22 protein-coding genes are annotated in these 25,020 nt (G+C 65.4%); 6 read left to right on the top strand and 16 right to left on the bottom strand.

Features of this window, described 5'->3' with window-relative positions:
• The first annotated feature begins 53 nt into the window (after window positions 1–53).
• Window positions 54–1,256 carry an MFS transporter gene (locus NR187_RS11205; protein ID WP_211382645.1) on the top strand — a complete coding sequence of 401 codons (1,203 nt, stop codon included), beginning with the start codon at window positions 54–56 and terminating at the stop codon, window positions 1,254–1,256.
• Here the strand turns inward: NR187_RS11205 and ccoS are convergent.
• The 10 genes from ccoS to NR187_RS11255 all read right to left on the bottom strand — a co-directional run bounded on the left by ccoS (window position 1,253) and on the right by NR187_RS11255 (window position 10,657).
• Window positions 1,253–1,420: a cbb3-type cytochrome oxidase assembly protein CcoS gene (gene ccoS / locus NR187_RS11210; protein WP_008550618.1), complete on the bottom strand. Its 168-nt coding sequence runs from the start codon at window positions 1,418–1,420 to the stop codon at window positions 1,253–1,255. The genes NR187_RS11205 and ccoS overlap by 4 nt on opposite strands.
• Window positions 1,420–3,609 (bottom strand): cation-translocating P-type ATPase, encoded by a 2,190-nt coding sequence (locus NR187_RS11215; RefSeq protein ID WP_211382644.1) that lies wholly within the window; start codon window positions 3,607–3,609, stop codon window positions 1,420–1,422. Before NR187_RS11215 ends, ccoS begins: the two co-directional genes overlap by 1 nt.
• Window positions 3,610–3,620: 11 nt before the next feature.
• A complete protein-coding gene (locus NR187_RS11220; protein ID WP_211382643.1) occupies window positions 3,621–4,106 on the bottom strand; it encodes a FixH family protein in 486 nt (161 codons plus the stop codon).
• A gap of 15 nt (window positions 4,107–4,121) precedes the next feature.
• Window positions 4,122–5,588: a cytochrome c oxidase accessory protein CcoG gene (gene ccoG / locus NR187_RS11225; protein ID WP_211382642.1), complete on the bottom strand. Its 1,467-nt coding sequence runs from the start codon at window positions 5,586–5,588 to the stop codon at window positions 4,122–4,124.
• Window positions 5,589–5,699: 111 nt separating this feature from the next.
• The gene (gene ccoP / locus NR187_RS11230; protein ID WP_211382641.1) at window positions 5,700–6,575 is read right to left on the bottom strand and encodes a cytochrome-c oxidase, cbb3-type subunit III; all 876 of its coding nucleotides are present in this window, start codon (window positions 6,573–6,575) and stop codon (window positions 5,700–5,702) included.
• Between the two features lie 6 nt (window positions 6,576–6,581).
• On the bottom strand, window positions 6,582–6,746 hold the full coding sequence (locus NR187_RS11235; RefSeq protein WP_211382640.1) for a cbb3-type cytochrome c oxidase subunit 3: 165 nt from the start codon (window positions 6,744–6,746) through the stop codon (window positions 6,582–6,584).
• Between the two features lie 13 nt (window positions 6,747–6,759).
• Window positions 6,760–7,494 (bottom strand): cytochrome-c oxidase, cbb3-type subunit II, encoded by a 735-nt coding sequence (ccoO, locus tag NR187_RS11240; RefSeq protein WP_211382639.1) that lies wholly within the window; start codon window positions 7,492–7,494, stop codon window positions 6,760–6,762.
• A 10-nt stretch (window positions 7,495–7,504) separates the two neighbouring features.
• A complete protein-coding gene (gene ccoN, locus NR187_RS11245; protein WP_211382638.1) occupies window positions 7,505–9,154 on the bottom strand; it encodes a cytochrome-c oxidase, cbb3-type subunit I in 1,650 nt (549 codons plus the stop codon).
• A 210-nt stretch (window positions 9,155–9,364) separates the two neighbouring features.
• Window positions 9,365–9,790 (bottom strand): CBS domain-containing protein, encoded by a 426-nt coding sequence (locus NR187_RS11250; RefSeq protein ID WP_256806482.1) that lies wholly within the window; start codon window positions 9,788–9,790, stop codon window positions 9,365–9,367.
• A 33-nt stretch (window positions 9,791–9,823) separates the two neighbouring features.
• Window positions 9,824–10,657 (bottom strand): universal stress protein, encoded by an 834-nt coding sequence (locus tag NR187_RS11255; protein ID WP_256806484.1) that lies wholly within the window; start codon window positions 10,655–10,657, stop codon window positions 9,824–9,826.
• A 208-nt stretch (window positions 10,658–10,865) separates the two neighbouring features.
• Between NR187_RS11255 and fixL the strand changes: the two genes are divergently transcribed.
• The 4 genes from fixL to NR187_RS11275 all read left to right on the top strand — a co-directional run bounded on the left by fixL (window position 10,866) and on the right by NR187_RS11275 (window position 14,266).
• Window positions 10,866–12,383 carry a sensor protein FixL gene (fixL, locus tag NR187_RS11260; RefSeq protein ID WP_256806486.1) on the top strand — a complete coding sequence of 506 codons (1,518 nt, stop codon included), beginning with the start codon at window positions 10,866–10,868 and terminating at the stop codon, window positions 12,381–12,383.
• Between the two features lie 3 nt (window positions 12,384–12,386).
• Window positions 12,387–13,004, top strand: coding sequence for a response regulator FixJ (gene fixJ / locus NR187_RS11265; RefSeq protein ID WP_211382634.1), 618 nt, complete (start codon window positions 12,387–12,389; stop codon window positions 13,002–13,004).
• A gap of 43 nt (window positions 13,005–13,047) precedes the next feature.
• A complete protein-coding gene (locus NR187_RS11270) occupies window positions 13,048–13,464 on the top strand; it encodes a response regulator transcription factor (protein WP_211382633.1) in 417 nt (138 codons plus the stop codon).
• Window positions 13,465–13,567: 103 nt separating this feature from the next.
• Entirely contained in the window at window positions 13,568–14,266 is a 699-nt protein-coding gene (locus NR187_RS11275) for a helix-turn-helix domain-containing protein (RefSeq protein WP_211382632.1), read from the top strand.
• Between the two features lie 39 nt (window positions 14,267–14,305).
• On the opposite strand, the gene NR187_RS11280 is transcribed toward NR187_RS11275, so the two are convergent.
• Genes NR187_RS11280 through NR187_RS11295 form a run of 4 tightly spaced genes read right to left on the bottom strand, consistent with a single transcriptional unit; the run spans window position 14,306 to window position 20,205 of the window.
• Window positions 14,306–15,622, bottom strand: a complete 1,317-nt coding sequence (locus NR187_RS11280) for an MFS transporter (protein ID WP_211382631.1) — start codon at window positions 15,620–15,622, stop codon at window positions 14,306–14,308.
• A 23-nt stretch (window positions 15,623–15,645) separates the two neighbouring features.
• On the bottom strand, window positions 15,646–16,158 hold the full coding sequence (locus NR187_RS11285) for a PRC-barrel domain-containing protein (RefSeq protein WP_256806492.1): 513 nt from the start codon (window positions 16,156–16,158) through the stop codon (window positions 15,646–15,648).
• 22 nt (window positions 16,159–16,180) lie between these two features.
• A complete protein-coding gene (locus NR187_RS11290) occupies window positions 16,181–18,385 on the bottom strand; it encodes an amylo-alpha-1,6-glucosidase (RefSeq protein ID WP_256806494.1) in 2,205 nt (734 codons plus the stop codon).
• A 56-nt stretch (window positions 18,386–18,441) separates the two neighbouring features.
• Window positions 18,442–20,205, bottom strand: a complete 1,764-nt coding sequence (locus tag NR187_RS11295; protein ID WP_256806495.1) for an ABC transporter ATP-binding protein — start codon at window positions 20,203–20,205, stop codon at window positions 18,442–18,444.
• Between the two features lie 270 nt (window positions 20,206–20,475).
• Between NR187_RS11295 and NR187_RS11300 the strand changes: the two genes are divergently transcribed.
• Entirely contained in the window at window positions 20,476–21,546 is a 1,071-nt protein-coding gene (locus tag NR187_RS11300) for a glycosyltransferase family 4 protein (protein WP_211382627.1), read from the top strand.
• 164 nt (window positions 21,547–21,710) lie between these two features.
• On the opposite strand, the gene NR187_RS11305 is transcribed toward NR187_RS11300, so the two are convergent.
• Entirely contained in the window at window positions 21,711–23,645 is a 1,935-nt protein-coding gene (locus NR187_RS11305; protein ID WP_256806497.1) for an alkyl/aryl-sulfatase, read from the bottom strand.
• A gap of 70 nt (window positions 23,646–23,715) precedes the next feature.
• Window positions 23,716–24,879: a GGDEF domain-containing protein gene (locus tag NR187_RS11310; RefSeq protein ID WP_211382625.1), complete on the bottom strand. Its 1,164-nt coding sequence runs from the start codon at window positions 24,877–24,879 to the stop codon at window positions 23,716–23,718.
• Between the last annotated feature and the right edge of the window lie 141 nt (window positions 24,880–25,020).

Below are 25,020 nucleotides of genomic sequence, written 5' to 3' on the forward strand. Positions count from 1 at the left end.
CCCATGCCATCCGGCATGCCGGGCGCCACATCCCCCACCGGAGATGCTACGCCATGACCGATCTGTCCGTACGGATGAAGCCGATCAGGATACCGATGGACGCGCATTCGCCGGGGCTCGCGCTTCGCTCGCTCGTGATCGGCTTGACCGCCTTCCTGACCGTCGTCGACCTGTTCGCGACCCAGGCGATCCTGCCCTCGCTGACCCGTCATTACGGGGTCACGCCGGCAGCGATGGGCTTTGCCGTCAACGCCAGCACCTTCGGCATGGCCGTCGCGAGCCTCGTCGTCGGCTTCTTCAGTCCGCGCATCAACCGGCGGACCGGCATCCTGCTCAGCCTCCTGTTTCTGGCGATCCCTACCGGCCTGCTGGCGACCGCTCCCAATCTTGCCGTCTTTACCGCTCTGCGCGTCGTGCAGGGCCTTTGCATGGCGTCCGCCTTCGCGCTCACGCTCGCATATCTCGGCGAACAATGCAGCGCCATGGACGCCGGCGGCGCTTTTGCCGCCTATATCACCGGAAACGTCGCGAGCAACCTGATCGGCCGGCTGATCTCGGCGGCGGTCGCCGACGGTCTGGGCCTCGCCTGGAATTTCTATTTCTTTGCAGCCCTCAATCTCGCCGGCGCCGTGCTGGTCTATTTCACCATCAAGCACGTTCAACCGATGCACACGATGATGCCGGCGGGATCACCGCTCCCCGCCATGATCGCGCATTGGCGAAATCCGCGGCTGCGCGCCGCCTTCGGCATCGGCTTCTGCATCCTGTTCGCCTTCATCGGCACCTTCACTTTCGTCAACTTCGTGCTGGTCCGCCCGCCGCTGTCGCTCGGCATGATGGACCTCGGCCTCGTCTATTTCGTCTTCCTGCCGTCGGTCGTCACGACGTTGCTGGCCGGCAAGGTGGCGGCACGCCTGGGAACGCGACCGACGATCTGGGGCTCGCTGGCCGTCGCTGGATTAGGCCTGCCGCTGCTGCTGGCGCCGCATCTGGGCGAAGTGCTCGCCGGCATGATCCTGGTCGGAATCGGCACCTTCTTCGCGCAGGCGGTCGCCACCGGGTTCGTCGGACAGGCTGCGGCCGACAATCGAGGCGTCGCCAGCGGCACCTATCTGGCGTGCTATTTCTGTGGCGGGCTTGTCGGCACGGCCGTGCTCGGACGCCTGTTCGACGCCTTCGGCTGGCATGCGTGCGTCACCGGAATCGGCGTAGCTCTCGCGGCCGCCGCCCTGCTCACATTCGCGTTGAAGCGCTAACGCTTGGCCGGAGCTTCCTGCGGCGGCTCGTCGTCGGCGATGGCGCGCCAGGCGGCGCCGTCGAGATCGTCGTACTGGCCGCTCCGGAGCGACCAGAGGAAGGCGACGAGACCGGCGCCACCGAGCATCAGCGCCAGCGGGACCAGGATGACCAGAATCTCCATCACACGACCTCCCGAGAGGCGCTGCGCGCCCGCAGCGAATTCAGCATGACCAGGATCGACGATCCGCTCATGGCGGCTGCCGCGATCAGGGGCGTCACGATTCCGCTGATCGCGACCGGCACCGCGAGGACGTTGTAGCCGATCGCAAGCCAGAGATTTTGCCGCATCAGGTGCCGCGCTCTGCGCGCGGAATCGATGGCGGCGACGACCGGCGCCAGCGGCCGGCCGAGGAAGACGAGATCGGCGGTCGCCTGGCTCAAATGCGCGGCCGAAATCGGCGACATCGAGACGTGCGCCGCCGCAAGCGACGGAGCGTCATTCATGCCGTCACCGACCATCAGCACCTTTGCGCCTCGCTGCTTCAGTTCCTCGATCCGCGCGATCTTGTCGGCCGGCGTGACGCCGGCGCGCCATTCCGGAATGCCGAGCGCGTGGGCCGCCGCCGTCACCGCGGGCTCACGGTCACCGGAGAGAATCTCGATGCCGAGATTGCGCATCTTCAACGCCGCGATCACGGCATGCGCATCCGGGCGCAGACCTTGACGCACCGAAAGCACGAATTTTTCAGCCCCCTTGCTGAAGGCCACGATGGAGGCTTCGGGATCGAGCGTGGCGCGGCCGATCAACGCCTCCGCGCCGCAGAAGGAAGGCCGGCCGAGACGGATCTCGACGCCGTCCACAGTCGCGCGCACGCCCTGCCCGGCCTCTTCGACAGCGCCGACGATCGGCGATTTCGCGTCGGCGGCCTGCGCGACCGCGGCGGCGACCGGATGATGGCTCGACAGCGCGAGGCGGCCGGCGAGATCGAAGATGGCGGCGGGAATGTCGGCCGCATTCGTGACCTCGAGCTCCGGCAGCGTCAGCGTGCCCGTCTTGTCGAAGATGACGTGGTCGGCTTCGGCGAGGCGCTCGATGGCATCGCCGGAATTGAGCAGCACGCCCGCCTTGAACATTGCGCCCGAGGCGACCGTCTGCACGGTCGGGATCGCAAGGCCGAGCGCACAGGGACAGGTGATGATCAGCACGGCCACGCCGGTAACGATCGCATCGTGCCAGCCGGCGCCCGCGATGACCCAGCCGAGGATGGTGATGAGCGCGGTGGCGTGCACCACGGGCGCGTAGAGCCGCGAGGCGCGGTCGGCGAGACGCATGTAGCGCGAGCGCGCCTGCAGCGCGTTGTCGAGCAGTCGGGTGATCTCGGCCAGCAGCGTCGCTTCGGAGGCCGCCGAAACGCGCACCCGCAGTGTGCCGGAGATGTTCATGGAGCCCGCATAGACCGGCGTGCCCTGCCCGGCCGTGACATAGAGCGTCTCGCCGGTGATCAGGCTCTGGTCGATTTCGGAGCGTCCCTCGATCACGGTGCCGTCGACCGCGCAGCGCTCGCCGGGCCGCAGCAGCACGATGTCGCCGGGATGGATCGCCGCCACCGGCACCTGCGATATTTCATCGGGGCCGACGAACTTGGCCGCGGTTTCGGCCTTGAGTGCCGCGAGATTGCCGGCGACGGCGCGGGTCCGCCGCCGCATGTTCTGGTCAAGGACGCGGCCCACCAGCAGGAACGTGAGCAGCATGATCGCCGCGTCGAAATAAGCGTGTTCGGCGTGGTGAATGGTCTCCACCACGGACATGCCGAGCGCAAGGCACACCCCGATCGAGATCGGCACGTCCATGTTGGTGGTCTTGTGCGACAGCGCGCGCCAGGCCGAGCGGAAGAACGGCTGTCCGGCATAGGCCGCCGCCGGCAGCGCGATCAGCGCCGACAGCCAGTGGAAGAAATCGCGCTGCTCGGGCAGCATGTCGCCGGCGCTGCCCGACCACACCGGGATCGACAGCATCATCACGTTCATGGTGGCGAACGCGGCGACACCGAGGCAGCGCAGCAGGAAGCGGGATTCGGCGACCTCCGTCGCTTCCGCGCTCTCGGTCTCGTAGGGGTAGGCCTTGTAGCCGAGCTCTTCGAGCCGATCGATAAAGCGGGCGGGATCGAGCGTGCCCGCCTTCCATTCCAGCGCGACGCGGCGATTGGTGAGGTTCACACGCGCCAGGGTGACATCGGGGATGGCTGACAGCCCGCGTTCGATCTTGGCCATGCAGCCGGCGCAGTGCACGCCCTCGACCGCGAGGTCGATGTGCTGGACGCCTTCGCCCGCAGTCCGGACGTAATGCGAGAAATCCCGCGTGACGTGCATGACGGAGTCCTTCAGTTCAGGATCACGCGGTTGCGCGACAGGAACACGCGGGTCCCCCGCGCCTCGCCCTCGATCACCAGATCCCACTGGCCCGGCGCAACCGACGCGGCATTGCCGCGATAGATGCCGATGCCGGACTCCGACAACTCGACCGCGAGATCGGCGCGCTTGTCGGTCGGCCGCTCCAGGCGGCCGCCGAATTTCAGCCCGGCGATCGGCTGGCCGGCGGCATCGCGCGCCTCGACCTGTAGAACGGCGCCGCCATCGTTACGGCGCTCGATATGGGCGTTGACCTTCCATTTGCGTGAATCCTGGTCATGCGCCGCCGAAATCTCGCTGTCGTAGGCGAGGCTCGCGGCATAGGGGCTGTCGACGTCGGTGCCGGGCAGCGTCGCGATCGCCAGCTTCATCATGGTGACGTTGACGCCGATCACTACTCCGAAGAAGGCGACCAGCATCAGGAACACCTTGGTTCCGGTCAGCGGCTTGGAGGCCATGGTAGTCTCCTGATCCTAGGGCGAGACGAAATTGTCGGTGGCGGACGCGGCTTCGCCGAGCCCGATGTCGGTGACGTGGAAACGGACCGGAATCGACTTCTCCGGATTGCCCTCTGCAGGCGCGGTCACCAGCAGTCGCAGCTCGCTGGTGGAATCGCGGGGGATCACGATCATCGGCCGGTCCGGCGTTACGGAATCGACGCCGACGACGTGAATCGTCAAGTTGGCCGGACCGTTCGCGTCGATCGCAACGACGCGGTCATAGCCGCTCTTGTTGAGGAGACGCACCGTGTAGGCGTTGCGGATCGAGCCGTCGCTGAGCCTGACCGCGACCGGGTTGCGGTCGTGCAACACGTTGACGTCGAGCAGGCTGCGGGTCGCGAGCGTGTAGATCATGAAACCGCCGATGGCTGCGATGATCGCGCTGTAGACAACGGTTCGAGCGCGCACGATCTTGTAGACCGGCGCCTTGCCGTCCTGGCGGCGCTGGATGTTGATGTCGTTGTCGTAGCCGATCAGCCGCTTCGGCCGGCCGATCTTGGTCATGACGTTGTCGCAGGCGTCGATGCAGAGCCCGCACTGGATGCATTCGAGTTGTGGCCCGTTGCGGATGTCGATGCCGGTCGGGCAGACCGCGACGCATTGATAGCAGTCGACGCAGTCGCCGACCTGCTGACCGAGCGCGCGCAGTTCGGCCGCCTTCTTGACCGAGGTGCGCTTCTCGCCGCGGTCGTAGCGATAGGTGACGTTCAGCGCCCATTCGTCGGTCAGGGCCGCCTGGATGCGCGGCCACGGGCACATGTAGGTGCAGACCTGCTCGCGCATGAAGCCGGCGAGCACGTAGGTCGTCGCGGTGAGGATGCCGATCCAGATATAGGCGATCATCGGCGCCTGGAAGGTGACGAGCTCCTTCACCAGCGTCGGCGCATCGTTGAAATAGAGCACCCAGGCGCCGCCGGTCCACCACGCGATCAGCAGCCAGATCGAATGCTTGAGCACGATCTCGGAGATGCGCTCGAGCCTCATCGGGTCGGACGACTTGTCCTTCTTCATCCGCTCGCGCCGGTCGCCCTCGATCAGGCGCTCGACGGCATAGAACAAATCGGTCCACACCGTCTGCGGGCAGAGATAGCCGCACCAGATGCGGCCGCCGACCGAGTTCATCAGGAACAGCGCCACCGCAGCGACGATCAGCAGCCCGGTGAAGTAGTAGACCTCCTGCGGCCACAGCTCGATGAAGAAGAAATAGAAGCGGCTGTTGGGAAGGTCTATCAGCACCGCCTGGCTGGGAGCACCGAGGCCGCGATTCCAGCGCACGAAGGGCAGGAAGTAGTAGACGCCGAGGCAGAACGCCATCAGGCCCCATTTGATCCGGCGGAAGGTGCCGGAGATACTCTGGGGATAGACCTTCTTCCGGGCTGCGTAGAGCGGCCCGTTGTCGTCTTCCAATGTGAGGTCGTTCGGATTCACGGTCTTGTTCATCGCCTGGTGCTTTTCGAAAAGGTGCGATTGAACCTAGACCCGGCGCGCGCGCGTCAGTTGATCCAGCTCAAGCGGGGGCGCTTTTGTTCGCCCCCGCCTGCCGCCGGCAGGCTATTTTCCACCGCCCAGCGAGTGGACGTAAACTGCCATCGCCTTGATGGTGGCGGGATCGAGCCGCCCTTCCCAGGCCGGCATGACGCCGGCGCGGCCCTGGCTGATCGTCTCGATCAGGGTCGCCTCGTCCGAGCCGTACAGCCAGATCTTGTCGGTCAGATCGGGTGCGCCCATCTCCTGGTTGCCCTTGCCGCCGTCGCCGTGGCAGGCGACGCAATTCTCCGCAAAGATTTTCTGCCCCTTGGCGGGGTCGAAGCCGTTGCGGGTCGACAGGCCCGACAGCGAGCGCACGTAATTGGCGGCGGTGACGATCTCGTCGCCCTTCAGCACGCCATCCTTGCCGAAGGCGAGCATCTGGCCCTCATGCGCCTTGGCGTGGCCGGAACGCGCGCCGAACTGGATGGTCTGCATGATCTGGTCGAGCGTGCCGCCCCACAGCCAGTCGTCGTCGTTGAGGTTCGGGAAGCCCTTCGCGCCGGCGCCGCCCGAGCCGTGGCACGGCGCGCAATTGTCGCCGAACACGGTCTTGCCCTTGGCGCGCGCAAGCGCCAGCAAGGCCGGATCCTTCTCGATGTCGGCGAGCGAGGCCGCGCCCAGCGCCACCATCTTGTCACCCCGGATCTTGTCGAGATTGGCGAGCTCGACCGCGACGTCGGCCCGGGACGAGTATCCGAACATGCCCGTGGTATTGCTGGAGATCAGGGGCCAGGCCGGATAGACGACCCAGTAGGCGATCGCCCAGACGATGGTGAGGTAGAAGGTGATCACCCACCAGCGCGGCAGCGGCGTGTTGAGCTCCTTGATGCCGTCCCACTCATGTCCGGTGGTGGACTTGCCGGTGACGGAATCGATGTCGCTATGATGATCGGTCATGATCTCTTACTCCTCCCGCAACGGCAGGCGCGCCGCTTCGTCGAAAGCAGCCTTGTTGCGAGGCCAAAGTGCGTAGGCGACGATCGCGAGAAAGATCGCGACGAACACCGGCGTCCAGATCGTGGTCACGAGACCGGACGCGAGATTGTCGAGTGTCAGGATGGCTTTCATCGGTGATGCCTTCTCAGCGAAGATTGGCTTTCTCGTTGTAGATCTTGAAGTCGACCAGCGTGCCGAGCATCTGCAGATAGGCGATCAGCGCGTCCATCTCGGTCGGGGTGCCGGCCTTGCCGTCGAAATTGCGCACGACGGCCTTGGCATAACGCTTGCTGAAGGCGTCGCTGCCGGAATTGTCCGGATCGGCCTGGGCCTTCAGATCGGCGCCTGCGCTCGCGATCTGGTCGTCGGTGTAAGGTACACCGACGGTCCGCAGCGTGCGCATGTGGTCGGCGATGGTGTCGGGATCGACCTCGGTCTTGCCCAGGAACGGGTAGCCAGGCATCACCGATTGCGGCACGATCGCGCGCGGATTGGTCAGATGGGTCACGTGCCAGTCGTCGGAATATTTGGCGCCGACGCGGGCAAGGTCGGGACCGGTCCGCTTCGAGCCCCACTGGAACGGGTGGTCGTACATGCTCTCGGCGGCGAGCGAGAAGTGGCCGTAGCGCTCGACCTCGTCGCGCAAGGGGCGGATCATCTGCGAGTGGCAGAGATAGCAGCCTTCGCGGACGTAGATGTTGCGCCCGGCGAGCTCCAGCGGCGTATACGGCCTGACGCCGTCGACCGCCTCGATCGTGCTCTTGAGGTAGAACAGCGGGGTGATCTCGACGAGACCGCCGATCGCGATCACCAGCAGGATGCCCACGACCAGGATGATCGAGTTCTTTTCGAAGATTTGGTGGCGTGTCCAGAACGACATGGAGAACTCCTCATTCCGCCGGCTGAAGCGCGACGGGCATCTGGACTTCCGCCTCGCCGACGCGAACGGTCATCCAGAGATTGTAGGCCATGATCAGCGCGCCGATCAGGAACAGCCCGCCGCCGGCGGCGCGGATGATGTAGAAGGGATGCATCGCCTCGACGGTCTCGATGAAGGAATATTCGAGGAAGCCGAGCGAGGTGTAGGCGCGCCACATCAGGCCCTGGAGGATGCCGGACACCCACATCGCGGAGATGTAGAGAACGATGCCGAGCGTGGCGATCCAGAAGTGCCAGTTGACGAGCTTGAGGCTGTAGAGACCCTTGCGATTCCAGATCCAGGGCACGAGGCAGTAGAGCGCGCCGAAGGAGACGAAGCCGACCCAGCCGAGCGCGCCGGAATGCACGTGGCCGATGGTCCAGTCGGTGTAGTGGCTGAGCGAGTTGACCACCTTGATCGACATCATCGGGCCTTCGAAGGTCGACATGCCGTAGAACGCGACGGAGACCACGAGCATGCGCAGCACGGGATCGGTGCGCAGCTTGTCCCAGGCACCGGACAGCGTCATCAGGCCGTTGATCATGCCGCCCCAGGAGGGCATCCACAGCATGATCGAGAAGGTCATGCCGAGCGTCTGCGTCCAGTCCGGCAGCGCGGTGTAGTGCAGATGGTGCGGACCTGCCCAGATGTAGAGGAAGATCAGCGCCCAGAAATGGATGATCGACAGCCGGTAGGAATAGATCGGCCGCTCCGCGCGCTTCGGAATGAAGTAGTACATGATGGCGAGGAAGCCGGCGGTCAGGAAGAATCCGACCGCGTTGTGGCCGTACCACCACTGGAACATGGCGTCCTGAATTCCGCCCCAGGCGACGTAGGATTTCGAGCCGAACACCGAAACCGGGAGCGCCGGGTTGTTGCCGAGATGCAGGACCGCGATCGTCACGATGAAGGCGAGATAGAACCAGTTCGCGACGAAGATGTGCGGCTCCTTGCGCTTGATGATCGTGGCGAGGAAGACCAGCAGATAGGCGACCCAGACGATGGTCAGCCACAGGTCGGCATACCATTCCGGCTCGGCATATTCCTTGGATTGGGTGACGCCGAGCAGATAGCCGGTGCCCGCGATCAGGATGAAGAAGTTGTAGCCGACCACGACGAACCAGGGCGCGAGATCGCCGGCAAGGCGTACGCGGCAGGACTTCTGCACGACATAGAAGGACGTCGCGATCAGCACGTTGCCGCCGAAGGCGAAGATCACCGCGGAGGTGTGCAGCGGCCGCAGCCGGCCGAAGCTGGTCCATGGCAGGTCGAAGTTCAGTGCGGGCCAGGCCAGCTGCGAGGCGATGATGAGGCCGACGAGGAAGCCGGCGATGCCCCAGAACATCGCCATCACGGAGGAGAACTTGATCGGTCCCATGTTGTAGTTGGGCCGGCCGTTGATCTCCGCCGGCGGCAGCGCCGCGGGACGATCGAAGTAGCGGTTGACGATGACGAACACCGCGGCCAGGCTCGCGGCCGCGCCGATCGCGGCGTGGAAGGCGAAGGGCGCATCGAGCGCCTTGGCCGAGGCGATCACGCAGAGGAAGGCGGTGACCGCGAACAGCGCCGCCAGGCCGCTTTCACCTGACGTCATGGACTTGGAGATGGAGGGCTGGCTCATGTGGATTCTCTTTCGAAAGAACACGGGCCAGAAACCACATTCACCCTCGCGGGGAATTGATTGAAATCAAGCTAGATGGATTTCTGTTAATGTGAGGCGCTTGCGCATCAAAGAGCGATATCAATCGCTTATGCTCTGCGGCGCGCGCGACGACGGCTCGCTCCCGTGAAACCACGGGAGCCCCGAATCGCAGGAATCAAAGGCAGGGCGTCAGTCGCGTGCAGTTGCCTTGAGCGCCGCGATGACGTCCTCGCGGGCGATGATTCCGACCAGCTTCTGTGCGCCGTCGAGCACGATGATGCTCCTGATGCGGTGCTCGACCATGATCTGGAGCACGCGCGTCAGCCGTGTGTCGGGGCTGACATAGATGAACTCGGGCGTCATGACGTCGCCGATCTTGCGGCTCATCAGGTCGTGATAGCGCGGCAGCATCTGGCTCGGCGTGAAGGCGAAGCATTTCAGGATGTCGAATTTGGTGACGATGCCGACCACCTGCCCGTCGTCCGCGACCGGATAGGAGTTGAAATCGTCGGTCTCGAACATCTCGCTGAGCGCGAGCAGATCCTGATCGCGCTTTACCGTCTTGACGTTGCGCGTCATGTAGCCGTCGACGGTCTCTTCAAGAAACTTGTACACGACCGGTCCTCCTCGAATCGCCCTTATGGGGGCCTAGTGCGACAGCAGCACGCTGCGGACGGATTGCGTGACCAGATACTCGGTGACCCCGCCAAGGATCAGTTCGCGAAAGCGCGAATGGCCATAAGCGCCTGCAACGATCAGGCCGGCGCCGACGTCGCTGGCGATTTTCTCCAGTTGTGCGGCGGCGGTTTCGCCTCCCACGGCATCCGGGGCGCGCGCGGTCGCGGTGACGCCGTGACGGGCGAGCCAGGCGGCGACATCGGTGACGCCGGCCATCACCGCCGAACGGTCATCGTCGCGCTCCGGAATCCCGGCGATAGTGACGTCTCTCGCCTTGCGAAGCATCGGCAGCGCGTCGACCACCGCCCGCCGCGCCTCCGGCGTGTCCTTCCACGCCACCAGCACGCTGCGCAGGTCGAGCCAGTTGGCCCGGTCGGGGACGACGAGAAGCGGGCGGCCGGCCTGCATCACCAGATCCTTGGGGCTTGCGAGGGCGAACGCGTCGGAGAAGGCCGGGCTCCGCCCGCCGCTGACGATGATGTCGGCGCAGCGGGCCTGCGCCAGGACGAATCGCGCCGGAAAATCCATGGCGCTGCGCCACTCGGCGTGCCCGCCGCGATTCTTTGTGGCGGCGTGGAATTGCGCCTCCAGACCGTCAAGCCGCCGCTTGACGGAGGCTTCGCCCTCGTCGATGAGCGCTTGCGCCTCGACGCCGTCGGCGAAATAGAGCGGCGGTGCGAACTGCGCCGCGGCGACGCCGATGATGGCTGCCTCGAATCGTTCGGCGAGTTCGCCGGCGGCCTGAAGGCGCGCCTCGTTGGACTGATCGAGCGCCAGGCTGACCATCACGGTCGCATATGTCATCGGGAATCTCCGGGGCGATGGGCTTTCGTGAGACTGTAGGCCTGTCGCCGCTCCGCAGAATGAGATAGATCAAACGTGCCGGGCACGGCACCGCGGGGGCATCCGCCGATGGAATAAGACGTCCGAACTTGCCTCCGGCCCGGCCTTGGGCGACATTGCATCGGCGGTAGCGGCATCCGGGCTACCGCACGAAGATGGGAGCAATCGCTTGTCGCCGACCCGTGTTACGCATCCGCAAGATGACGGTCGGGGCGAGCACTTCCGCGTTCGAATCGAAGGGTTCGGCGTCGGCACCTGGGATCTCGATCTCAAATCGATGGAATTGGAATGGTCCGAGACGTCCAGAGCCTTGCTGGGCGTCGAGCCGGGCCAGCCAGAGAGCTACCAGCTCTTGCTGTCACGGCTCGAGCCAAAGGATCGCGAGCGCGTCGAGGATGCGATCCGGCGCGTCTCCGAACGCGGCGGCGGCTTTGACGTCTCCTTCCGGATCGCCGGAGCGTCCGGCAAGGGACAATGGATCAGGGCGCGTGCCGGCTTGATCCGCGATGATGCCGGCGCCGCGCGTCATCTCAGCGGAATCTTTCTCGACATCGGCGAGGAGAAGCAGGTCGAGGAGACGCTGCGCACGCGCGAGAGCCACCTGCGCTCCATCCTCCACACCATTCCAGATGCCATGATCGTCATCGACGGCCACGGCGTCATGCAGCTGTTCAGCACGGCCGCGGAGCGCCTGTTCGGCTGGTCCGAGCACGAGGCGATCGGACAGAACGTCAGCATCCTGATGCCGGAGCCCGACCGCTCCCGGCATGACGGCTACATCGCCCGCTATCGCAGCACCAGCGATCCGCACATCATCGGCATCGGCCGCATCGTGACCGGCAGGCGCCGCGACGGCACCACCTTTCCGATGCACCTGTCGATTGGCGAAATGCAGTCCGGCGGCGAGCCCTATTTCACCGGTTTCGTCCGCGACCTCACCGAGCACCAGCAGACCCAGGCGCGGCTCCAGGAGCTGCAATCCGAGCTGGTCCATGTCTCGCGGCTGACCGCGATGGGCGAAATGGCTTCCGCGCTCGCCCACGAGCTCAACCAGCCGCTGGCCGCGATCAGCAATTACATGAAGGGATCGCGGCGCCTCCTGGCCGGCAGCATCGACCCGAACACGCCGAAGATCGAGAGCGCGCTGGACCGCGCGGCGGAGCAGGCCTTGCGCGCCGGCCAGATCATCCGGCGCCTGCGCGACTTCGTCTCCCGCGGCGAATCCGAGAAGCGGGTCGAGAGCCTGTCCAAGCTGATCGAGGAAGCCGGCGCGCTCGGGCTCGCCGGCGCACGCGAGCAGAACGTGCAGCTCCGCTTCAGCCTCGATCCCGGCGCCGATCTCGTCCTCGCCGACCGGGTGCAGATCCAGCAGGTGCTGGTCAATCTGTTTCGCAACTCGCTGGAGGCGATGGCACAATCCGAGCGGCGCGAGCTCGTCGTCGCCAACTCGAGCGTCGCCGACGACATGATCGAGGTCGAGGTCTCCGACACCGGCTCCGGCTTCCACGGCGATGTCATTCCGAACCTGTTTCAGACCTTCTTCACCACCAAGGAAACCGGCATGGGCGTTGGACTGTCCATCAGCCGCTCGATCATCGAAGCTCACGGCGGCCGGATGTGGGCCGAGAGCAACGCGTCGGGCGGCGCAACATTCCGATTCACCTTGCCGGCAGCCGATGAGAGCTGATCAATGACGACCAAGGGACATGTCTACGTCATCGACGACGACGCGGCGATGCGGGATTCGCTGAACTTCCTGCTGGATTCCGCCGGCTTCGGCGTCACCCTGTTCGACGACGCCCAGGCCTTCCTCGATTCCCTGCCCGGCCTCGCCTTCGGCTGCATCGTCTCCGACGTGCGCATGCCGGGCCTCGATGGAATCGAGCTTCTGAAGCGCCTGAAGGCGCAATCGAGCCCGTTTCCCATCCTGATCATGACCGGTCATGGCGATGTGCCACTGGCGGTCGAGGCGATGAAGCTCGGTGCCGTCGACTTCCTGGAGAAGCCGTTCGAGGACGACCGTCTTCTCACCATGATCGAGGCCGCGATTCGCCAGGCCGAGCCTGCGGCCAAGAACGAGGCCGTCGCCCAGGATATCGCCGCCCGCGTCGCCTCCTTGAGTCCGCGGGAGCGCCAGGTCATGGAAGGTCTGATCGCGGGCCTCTCCAACAAGCTGATCGCCCGCGAATACGACATCAGTCCGCGCACCATCGAGGTCTACCGGGCCAACGTGATGACCAAGATGCAGGCCAACAGCCTCTCGGAACTGGTGCGGCTGGCCATGCGCGCCGGGATGCTGAACGATTGAGGCAAGTCAACTCGTTTCCCGCGCCCTGTGCTAGCCAAGCATCATGATTGAGATCAGCTCGCACCATGAGCGGTTGCCGTCCCCCACACAGCCCACGGTCTTTGTGGTCGATGACGACGCCGCCGTCTTGGGATCCCTGCGGTTCCTGCTGGAAACCGACGGCTTCGCCGTGCGGACCTTCAGGAGCGGCACCGCGCTGCTCAATGCCAGCGGCGCGCACGGAGCGGACTGCTACGTGATCGACTACAAGATGCCTGATATCAACGGGATCGAGCTCGCCGGCCGGCTGCGCCAGTCCGACGAAGGCACGCCCGTGATCCTGATCACCGGCTATCCCGACGGGAATATCTCGGTCCGGGCGGCAGCCGTGGGCGTCAAGGACGTGATTTTGAAGCCGCTTCTCGACGAAAACCTGGTCAAGCGCATCCGCCACGCCATCCAGGCCAGGCGCGGAAACTGACCTACGGGATTCTACGTAAGGCCCCCCCCTTAAGATATCTCGCGAAATTTTCGAAGCCCCCGATACCGCGTACCAAGGCGTCATCACAACGGAGATGGCGCAGATGCTGACCCAGACGCTCAACACCCAGGCGATCAACACCCAGATCGGTGGCAAGATTGCCCCCGCCCTTCCCGTCACCGACCAGTTCGGCGCAATCGCGGGCCATGTCGGCATCGTCGCCACCGAGTTCTCCTACCGCAAGGAAGAAGAGATCTACGGCGAGGACGAACCGGCCGAATATGTCTACCAGGTCGTGTCAGGCGCCGTGCGCAGCTACAAGCTCCTCTCCGACGGCCGCCGCCAGATCGGCGCCTTCCACCTTGCCGGCGACGTGTTCGGCCTCGAATCCGGCCCCACCCATCGCCTCGCTGCCGAGGCCATCATCGACACCAATGTGCGCCTCGTGAAGCGCGCGAGCCTGGAAAAGGCGGCCGGCACCGACGTTCAGGTCGCCCGCAAGCTATGGACCATGACCGCCGGCGAGCTTCGCCACGCCGAAGACCACATGCTGCTCCTGGGCCGCAAGACCGCAATGGAGCGCGTTGCCACCTTCCTACTCGAAATGGACCGCCGCCTCGCGGTTGCCGGCATGATGGCGCTGCCGATGTGCCGCCGCGACATCGGCGACTATCTCGGCCTCACGCTGGAGACCGTGTCGCGCGCGCTGTCGCAGCTTCACGCCCAAGGGATTCTGGGTTTCTCCGGCGCCCGCCAGATCGTGCTTCGCAACCGCCAGCGCCTGCACCATCTCGACGCCTGACGTCTTCTTCCCCGTCCACTCATGGCCGGCTGACCTGGTTCAGCCGGCCATTTCCTTTTTTGCCGCGATCATGCCCATGCGCCGCGTCTCCGGCATCACGAGGAGGATCAGCAGAAGCCCGGCGCCAGCCACGCCGGCCAGCCCGATGAAGGCGGTGGCGTTGCCGAACTTGTCGCTGACATAGCCGCCCAGCGCCGTGCTCAGCGACGCGCCAATGCCCGTTGCCGTGCCGACGATACCCTGAGCGAGGTTGAAATGGCCGCTGCCGAAGGCGACGTCGGCCACGATCAGCGGGATCATCACCGCGAACACCGCTGCGGTGATGCCGTCGAACACCTGCACCAGCACCAGCAGATAGGGGTCGCGGACCGTCGCGAACAGCAGACCGCGAATCGCCAGCGCGGCGAATCCGATCAGCAGCAGCGGCCGGCGGCCCCAGGCTTGCGCCTTGCGCCCGACGGTCGGCGACAGCAGCGCCACGATGGCCTGCGGTACGACGATGCAAAAGGCGACGAGCACCGTCGCCCACTGGCTCGACCGCGCCGTCACGGCGCTCGCCATCAGCGGCATCATCGCGGCGTTCGCGAGCTGCAGCAGCAGAACGCTCAACGCAAAGACGATGAGCGGACGCTGCCGGATCAGGTGCCAGATATTGGTGTCGCCGGGAACCGGCGCTTCGCGCGGCAGTTCGCCGTGACAGCGCGCGATGTCGACTTCCTCTTCACGGATGCGCGACAGCGAGATCAGGGTCGGGATCGCAAGCAGGAAGGTGACCAGGAACACCGAGCGGCTCGACAGCAGATAGCCGGCCGTGCCCATCACCGCGGCGGCGACGCCGTTGCCGAGCGAGGCAAAGCGCGCATTGCGGCCGAGACGTTCGCCGATCGCGAACGGGCCGACCAGGCCGAGGCTGATCGCCGCGATTGCCGGTCCAAGCACGCAGCTTGCCGCCGCGTGCAGCGTTGCGGCCGCCACCACCACCGGAAAGATGGGCATCGCCGCATAGGCGAGCGCGCAGCAGCCGATGGTCGCGATGGCGAGGCCTGCGACCAGCCGCTCGGATTTCGCGGCATCGATGATCGCGCCGCCCGGCATCTGGCCGATCAGGGCGACGATGCCGCCGATCGACAGCACGAGGCCGATCTCGACCTGGGTCCATTTCTGGGTCGTCAGATAGACCGCAATGAAAGGCCCGAATCCGGTCTGGACGTCGGCGAGAAAGAAGATGAACCAGTCGAGGCCGCGCAGGCTCTGGCGCGACGGCGCCGGAATGCCCGCAGGCCGCGGTGCCGAAACGTTGTCCTGCTCAACGCGGCCCTCGCGATCTGCATGTTTGGGCTTCCCCGACAACAGCACCGGCCGCCATCCCTCCCCGTGCCTCACTGTATCGCTTGCAGCGGCTGCAGGCTGCCGGACGCGCCGAGCACCACCATCGGCGCGTCTTCCTTGTATTCCGGCGCGGCCGCGACCTGCGCCTTGGTCAATTCCAGCGTAATGCTGTCCTTCTTGTTGACGATCTTGCCGAACCGCATCGCGTTCCAGTCCACCACGATCTTGCGGCTGCCGACGCCGAGGAAGCCGCCGAAGTCGATCACGGCGGCGCGCACGTGCCCGCTCCGATCGACGATGACGTCGACGATGCGGCCCATGCCCTCATTCGCCGCGCTGAGCACGTCACGGCCAAGCACGCCGTGCGCGTCGCTCGCGCCGATGATCGTCACCGACGGCGGTGGCGCGGCATCCTTCGGCGTGACGGGCACCGATGAGGCCGGCGGCTGTACCGTCGGCGGCGCTTTCGCTTCGGTCGCGGGTGGCTCCTCCGCGGCCCGCGATACGGCGACCGTCAATCCCGCGACGATCGCCACGCTCAGGATCCAACTGCCCGTACGCATGCACCCTCCTCCCGGCGCGCCGCTAGCGCGCCAGCACGATCGAGACCTGGATCCGGCCGCGCGTGCGCAACACCTCGAGCGCCACGTCGTCGCCGTGGCGGCTGACGCGCAGATCCACGCTGGACTCGCCCAGACGCAGGTCGCGCAAGATCACCTCGTGCAGGAACGCCGGCAGATGCGGATTGCGCAGGCGAATCTCGCCGCGCGCCACATCGAACTCGATGCCCAGCGCCGCCTCCAGCAGCGTGAACGGCGTCGCGCTGGCCCAGGCCTGCGGCGCGCAGGCGACCGGATAGAGCGTCGGGCCACGCCGCTTTTCGCGCCGGAAGCCGCAGAACAGTTCGGGCAACCGGCGCAGATCCATGTAGGTCGCGGCATCGAACAGCCCCTTGAAGACATGCGCGACCGAATGCTTGAGCCCGTAGCGCGCAAGCCCGAGCGCGATCAGCGCATTGTCGTGCGGCCAGATCGAGCCGTCATGATAGGACATCGGATTGTAGCGCACCTCGCCGACAGCGACGGTGCGGATGCCCCAGCCCGAGAAGAAATGCGGCCGCATCAAATCGGCGGCGACGAGGCGCGCACGGTCCTCGCTGACCATGCCGCTGAACAGGACCTGACCGGCATTCGAGGTCCGCACCTTGCAGGGCCGCTTCTTGCCATCGAGCGCGAGCGCGTAGGTACCGAGTTCCTCGCACCAGAACGCGGCCTCGAACCGCTCCGCCAGCGCCTTGGCCTCCGCCTCGAGCTTGCCGGCGAGATCGGGCTTGCCGAGCCACAGCGCGCAGCGCGCGGCGAGCTGCTTGGCGGCGAAGACGTACCCCTGCACCTCGGCCAGCGCGAGATGGCCCTCCGCAAGCTGGCCGTCGGCATGGAAGATCGCATCGAAGGAATCCTTCCAGCCCTGGTTGGCGAGCCCCTTTTCCGTGGCGCGCTGGTATTCGACGAAGCCATCCTTGTCGGGGTCGCCGGGGCCGTCGATCCAGGCCAGCCCCGCCTCGATCGCCGGCCACAGCTCGGTCAGCGTCTTCTCGTCGCCGGTGCGTTCGAAATAGCTGCCGGCGAGCAGGACGAACAACGCGGTGGAATCCACGCTGCCGTAATATTGCGCGAACGGCACCTCGCGCAGCGCCGCCATCTCGCCGCCACGCATCTCGTGCAGAATCTTTCCGGGCGCGGCATCCGCGAGCGGATCGACCGCCTTCGCCTGGAAATGCGCGAGCCGCCGCAGCACGCCCTTGGCGATCCGCGGGTCGACCCACAGCATCTGCAACGCAGTGATCAGCCCGTCGCGGCCGAACGTCGTCGAGTACCAGGGAATCCCCGCATAGGGATAGCGCCCCTGCGGCGTCTCGGTCATCAGCATGTTGAGGTCGGCCATGGCCTGGCACAGCACCTCGTTGAAGATGTTGTTGGAGGTCTCGATGCTGGCCGCCCCCATCGTCGATTGCCGCATCTCGCGGCGATGGGCGAGCAACCCCCTGAAAAAGCGCGCCGGCTTCTCCGCGATCGGCCGGTTGCAGGAGACGGCGACGAACAGTGATTTCGACTGATGCGGGTCGAGTTCGAGCTGCCAGGTCGCGGCGTTCACCGACAGCTTGGTCGGGCGCGGGTCGAAGTGCAGGCCGGTGGTCCGCTCGGCGTCATCGAGACCGCGATAATCGAACAGCACGTCGGTCGGACCCAACAGCCGGCTCGAGCCGATGCCGCGGCGCGGACGGCGCTCGCCGCGGACCTCGAACAGATCGGCAAAGTCGTTGCCGAAAAGCAGCGTCAGCTCGAAGCTGGCGCACCGATCGCCATGGTTCTGCACGCCGATGCGCTGATAGGCCGTGCCGCGCCACAGGAAGATCGTGCGCACGATGTGCAGCAGGTCCTTCTGCAGCACCAGGCTGCCACCGCGGTAGATGTCGGGGTTGGTGAGATCGACGGTCAGCGCCGAATTGTCGTCGCGCAGGTTCGAGCCGAGTAGCAGCGGCTGGAGATCGTCGAGCACGAGCTCGAGCCTCGCCAGGTAGCGCGTGTCCTGGTTGAAAAGGCCGTCCGGCCCGCCCGCGGACGCGCCGATGTCGCCGTGGCTGTCGAGCACGATGAACGTATCGTCATGCTTGAGCGAGCGCCGCGGTCGCGCCGATGGCCCCGTCATCGGAATATAGAAAGGCTGCTCGGCGACCTGTTCCGAGGTCCGGGTCACCGAGACGAGTTGTGTTACGGCTTCGGCCGCCATGGGCTGCTCCCCTGCGCTTGTTTCAAGACGCAAACGACTCGAACGCGACTGTCGATTTACGCGGCCGCTTGCGCGAGCCGGCTCATTTCCTGCGTGACCAGCTCACGATAGGGCCCGTGGCCCTGCATCAGACGCTCGGGCGAGCCGTCCTCGATGATCTTACCACCCTTCAGCACGACCACGCGGTCGAAATTCCGCAGCGTTGCCAGCCGATGCGCGATCGCGATCACGGTCCGCCCGCGCATCAGGCGCGACAGCGCCTCGCGAATGGCTTCCTCCGATTCGCTGTCGAGAGCGGCGGTCGCCTCGTCCAGCAGCAGGATCGGCGCGTCCTTGAGGAAGGCGCGTGCGATCGCGATACGCTGGCGCTGGCCGCCGGACACCTTGACTCCGCGGTCGCCGACCATGGTGTCGAGGCCTTCCGGCAGGCTGTCGATGAAGTCGCAGCGCGCCGCGATCGCCGCGCGCAGCACCTCGTCGTCGGTCGCATTGGGCCTGCCGTAGCGGATGTTCTCGCGGATCGAACGATGGAACAAGGAGATGTCCTGCGGCACCACGGAGATGGCATCCCGCAGGCTGAGCTGGGTCACCATGGAAATGTCCTGGCCGTCGACGGTGACACTGCCCTCGTCGACGTCGTAGAAGCGCTGCAGCAGGGTGAACAGCGTAGACTTGCCGCCGCCGGACTGGCCGACCAGGCCGACACGCTGGCCGGGCTGCAGCCGCAGGCTGAACCGTTCGAAGATCTTCTCGCCGCCGGGATAGCCGAAGGTGACGTTGTTGAACGCGATCGCGGCGCCGTTCTTGACCAACGGCTCTGCCTCGGGATGATCGCGCAGCTCATGCGGCACGAGCAGCGTCGCGATCGCCTCGGTCAGGCGCGCGACATGCTGGGTGACATCGACCAGCGCCACGGCGAGGTCGCGCGTCGCACTGAGGATCGAAATCCCGAGCGTACAGACCAGCACGACGTCGCCTGTGGTCGCCTCGCCCTGTTGCCAGAGCGTGACCGCCCACGCCATCAAGGCGACGGTCAGCAGCACGGTCACGGCGGCATGCAGCAGGCGCAGCTTCTCCAGATAACGCAGACTGCGGCTTCGCGCCGTAAGTTCCCGGTTCACAGTGGCGTCAAACCGCTCGTGCTCATGGCGGATGCCGCAGAAGGCGCGGACCAGAGGCATGTTGCTGATGACGTCGATCATCTCGCCGTCGACGACAGCGGCCTTGTCGGCGAAGTCGTCGTGGAGCGGCTTGCCGGCCGCGGCGAGACGGAACATGGCGGCCACCATGCCGCCCGCGATCACGATCAGGCCAAGCGCCATGTAGGGACTGACGGTTCCAATCAAGCCGATCGCCGCAACTGTGGCAATGCACGGCGGCAACACATTCCAGACGAACATGTTCTCGACCGTGAACACGGCATTGGATGTGGCCGTAATGCGGCTGGTCAGCATGCCCGGCATCCGGTCCGAGAAATAGCTCGGCGCATGCCCGGTCAGATGACGAAATATGTCACGACGCAAATCGCCCGTGACCCGAACGAAGGTAAAGCTCGCTGTCCAGCTCGCGATCCGCCAGAGGAAGTTGTCCGCGGCGATCAGCGACATGAGCAGAATGAATGCCAGCCATACGCTGCCACCATGCGATGGTCCCGCCGACAGAGCATCGACCAGTGATTTGACGCCATATTGCGTGCCCACGGAGCAGGCGACGGCTGCAACGACAGCGGTCAGGATAACCAGGTGTGAGGCCAGACGTCGCCGCAGATAGCGCAAGACAAAGGCAAATGGCCTGCGCGCGTATCCAGAAAGATGATCCATGTGACTGCAACCCCGTCGCGATGATTCCAATTGTTCTTAACTGTCGACCGAACATCGACCGCTTCGCCTCGGTTCCCGGGCAAGACCATCACGACATGCGGATGCGGACGATGTGAGAAGAGCTGATGGCATCATCGCGACCACGCCGCAGTGTGTCGAAGAAGTAACGTTCGCCAAGAGGAACTTCGCACATGCGAGAACGTTCCACTCTTGGCATGCCGGTGCCGAGGCTGGGGTTTCAATGATCATGATCGCAGAGGAGATCGCGAAATGCGCATCGCGCAGGTAGCTCCGTTGACGGAGGCTGTTCCACCCAAGCTCTATGGCGGCACCGAACGGGTGGTGCACTGGTTGACGGAAGAGCTGGTGGCCCTTGGACACGACGTGACGCTGTTCGCCAGCGGCGATTCGCAGACATCGGCGAAGCTGGATGCAACCTGGCCGCGGGCGCTTCGCCTCGACGGTTCCGTGCGCGATCCCAATGCGCTGCATATGGTGATGCTGGAGCGGGTGCGGCAGAAATGTGACGACGAGGAGTTCGACTTCCTCCACTTCCACCTCGATTACTATCCGTGGTCAATGTTCTACCGGCAGCCGACGCCGTTCCTGACGACGCTGCACGGCCGGCTCGATCTGCCGGAGCACCAGCCGGTCTTCAAAACCTTCTCGAAGGTCCCCGTCATCTCGATTTCCAACGCGCAGCGGCGGCCGGTACCGCAGGCGAATTGGGTGAGGACGATCCATCACGGCCTGCCGGAGAATCTGCTGACGCCGAAGCCCGCCAAGCAGGAATACCTCGCCGTGCTCGGCCGTATCGCGCCGGAAAAGGGCGTCGACCGCGCCATCAAGATCGCGACCCATTGCGGCATTCCGCTGAAGATCGCGGCCAAGGTCGATCGTGCCGACCAGGATTATTATGACGAGCTGATCCGGCCGATGATCGAGAATAATCCGCTGGTGGATTTCATCGGCGAGATCGGCGATCACGAGAAGTCCGACTTCCTGAGCGGCGCGCTCGGACTTCTGCTGCCGATCGACTGGCCGGAACCGTTTGGCCTGGTGATGATCGAAGCCATGGCCTGCGGAACGCCGGTGGTCGCCTTCAACCGCGGCTCGGTGCCCGAGATCATCGACGAGGGGCTGACCGGCTTCGTCGTCGAGGACGTCCTCAGCGCGGCCGGCGTCGTCGGCCGCCTCGCGCAACTCGACCGCTCCGCCATTCGCAAGCAGTTCGAGACGCGCTTCACGGCACGGCGCATGGCGCTCGACTATCTCGCGGCCTATCGCAGCCTGGCCGAGCAACAGGCGCCGCGGATCAAGCTGGTGAGCAGCGCCGAGTAGCGACAACTCCTATGGTAGACGTCATGGCCGGGCTCGCCCCGGCCATTGACGTTTGCAGGTAGTGCCCCACTCTATCAGCCGCCATTGCGAGTACAGCGAAGAATCCAGACCGCCTCCGTGGAAAGACTCTGGCTGCGCTCGCAATGACGGGAGAAAGCGGTGGCCTACGTTACTGCCGCCCGCTTCGGCTCGACGATCTCGAACATCCGCGGGAATTCGTCCATCAAGCCCATCAGCTCGGCGAGGCGCATCGGGTTGCCGGCGAGCTCGACCTTGCCGGCGGCCACCGCCTCCGGAAAGCTGGTGAGCTTGGCGATCACCTCGTCGAGCGTGGCCCGCGCGAGCGTGAAGCTGGCATCGGCGCCTTCCGCCTGCACGCCCTCGGTGTAGGTGAGCGCAGAGTTCTCCAGATTCAGCACGAACGTCTCGCCGGTATCGGTAAAACGCCAGTTCAGCACGATGTGCTTGCCGTCCGCCTTCGGCCCGTTGAGGCGGATGCCGAGCACGTCCCAGATCTGGGAGGTACGCAGCGCGGCCAGCGTCTCGCGCGGCATCGGCGGGCGCGGCGGCACCTTCGGCATGCCCTGTCGCAACTCCTGCGCGCCGAACAGATAGGCGTTGCGCCAGGTCGCGCTTTCGGCGGCGTAGCCGAGCTGCTCCAGCGTGTCCGCCAGCAGGTCACGCGCCGCCTGATTGCCGGGCTCGGCGAAGACGAGATGACCGAGCGCCTGCGCCACGAAGCGGAATTCGCCCTTGGCAAAGTCCGCAGCCGCGCGCGCGAGGATCGCGTCGGCGCCGCCCATATACTCGACATATTTCTTGCCGGATTCCACCGGCGGCAGCGGATCGAGATTGACCGGATTGGCATCGTACCAGCCCAGATATTTCTGGTAGATCGCCTTCACATTGTGCCGGATGTGGCCGTAATAGCCGCGGCCGTGCCAGGCGCCCTCCAGGCTCCTCGGCAACTGGATCGTCTCGGCGATCTCGGCCGCGGTCAGCCCGTGGTTCATCAGGCGGATGGTCTGGTCGTGCGCGAACTTGTAGAGGTCGCGCTGCTGCCGGATCATCGTGCCGATGCGCTCGCGCCCCCACACCGGCCAGTGGTGCTGGCCGCACATCGCCTCCGCCTTGCCGTCCCAGAGCAGCAGGGCCTCGTTCAGATATTTCGACCAGGCCAGCGCGTCGCGCACATCGGCGCCGCGGAACGGCAGCAGATTGTGAAAATTGTGCGTGCAGTTCTCGGCGAGGTTCAGAAGCTTGTAGCGCGCGACGAAGAAGTGCATCTCCGCCGGCGCTTCGCTGTTCGGCGCCATCTGGAATTCGAATTCGACGCCGTCGATCACGCGCGTGTCGCCGGTCGCCATGATCAAATCGGTCGGGCGCAGCAGCGCGACCGAGCCCGTCGCCATCGACTTGCCGAGGCCGCAATCGACCTGCCCGCGCGCGCCCTTGGCGAGGAGCGGCCCGAACTGGTACTGCGCCCGCCGCAGCATCGCCGGTCCCGCGATGATGTTCTCGGAGACGGCATGCTCCATGAACAGGTTCGGCGCGATGATCGGCACCCGGCCGCTGGCGAGCGCATCCTCCTCCAGCACGCCGCGCGCTCCGCCCCAATGGTCGGTGTGGGTGTGGGTGAAGATCACGGCGGCGACGGGCCGCGCGCCGCGATGCCTGAAATAGAGATCGAGCGCGGCACGCGCGCCCTCGATCGAGGTCAGCGTGTCCACCACGATGACACCGCTGTCGCCTTCGATCAGCGTCATGTTGGCGATGTCGAGCCCGCGGACCTGGTAGATTCCGGGCACGACCTCGAACAAGCCGTGCTGCATGTTGAGCCGCGACTGCCGCCACAGGCTCGGATTGACCGTCGGCGGCGCCGCCTCAGTGGAGAGAAAGCCGTAAGGCTTGAGGCTCCAGACCGTCCTTCCCTGCGGATTGGTGATCTCCGCGTTCTCGATCGTGCCGAGGAAGCCGCGCGCGGCATCGTCGAAATCCCGGGTGTCGGAAAACGGCAGCGCATTCAGCATCGCCGTTTGCCGCGCGATGACGGACGGCGAGGCGTCCTTGGGCATATCAGCTGTCTCGAAGCTGCTCATAAGGCTCTCCCCGGCTTATCTTTGTTGGGGAGGCATCTAACCGCATCTCGATTGTGGTTCCAACTGCTCCTTATGCAGCCAGCCCTTCGGCGACCCTCTGGGCCGATGCGGTCGCGTCAGGCATCCGCAAGGCGCGAGCGAGCACATAGCCGCCGCGGTCCTGCTTGGCCCGGTACATCGCCCTGTCCGAGCGCGACAGCAGCGCTTCCGCGGTGCGCCCGTCGCCCGGCGCAACGGCGACGCCGACGCTGACGCCGAGCTCGATCGCCTGTCCGTCCACATCATACGGCATGCTGATCGATTGCAGGATCCGCTGTGCCATCGCTTCCGCTTCCGCATCAGCCGCCGCGCGCTGCACCAGGACGAACTCGTCGCCACCCATCCGGACCACGAGGTCGTCGGCTGTGGCAAGGATCTTCAATCGCCCTGCAACTTGCTTCAACAGCGCGTCGCCGACGGGGTGGCCGAACCTGTCGTTCGCTTCCTTGAAGCGGTCGAGATCGAGCGTATGGACCGCAACCATCCCCGCCGCCAGCATCGGCGGCAAGTCCGTGGCCAGCACCGAGCGATTGGACACGCCGGTCATGGGGTCCGAGCGCGCGAGCTGCTCGAACTGCCGCTTCAGCGTGATCTGGCTGATCGAGGCGTTGAAGCTCAGCCGCACCATCTCGAAGCTCGCGACCACATACATCAGGATGAGGAGCCCAAGCCCGACATGGCGGAGATCGGGCTGCATGAACGTCACGATCGCGGCCGGCGCGGCGATCGCGACGAGATCGAGCAACGCCGCGACGGGACGCAGCGCCAGCCGCGCCACCACGCCGGCGCCGAACCCGAAGCCGATGCCGATCGCCATCACGCAACAGAGCGCATCACCCAGCACGATGCTGCGCGCGGCAAACACACCAAGCACGAAGGCCGTCGCGACTGTGCCGGCAATATAGCACCGCTCCCAGATCGCAGCCTCGGCCCGACCGAGCTGCTGCGACCGCGCGAGGCGGCGCCGGAACGCAAAAATTTCGAACAGGCGAACGATGGCCACCGCGACACCGGCGACCGTCAAGACCGCCGTCACCTTGTCGCCGGTCTCGTAGGTCGTAATGGCGCCGACCATCGCCTGGCAGGCGGCCGCGAGAATGGTAGGCATCGTCGTGCCGTGCAGGCCCGCGATCACTTCCATATAGACGGCGTCGGAAATCGACGCCCGCCCTGTTTCCATTCTGTTGAACAACATGCCAGCCCCATCTGCTGGCATCGTCCTACCGCACATCGGTAAAAAGGCGTTCACCGCACGGCAGTTGCATTTGAGCGCGCGGGTTTACCGTGCGTTAGCCATCTGCCGCCCTTCGGGCGAGGCCGATGGAGACGCTTCCCT

It is taken from the genome of Bradyrhizobium sp. Bra64 (genome assembly GCF_024519875.1).
GTDB classification, from domain to species: Bacteria; Pseudomonadota; Alphaproteobacteria; order Rhizobiales; family Xanthobacteraceae; genus Bradyrhizobium; species Bradyrhizobium japonicum_G.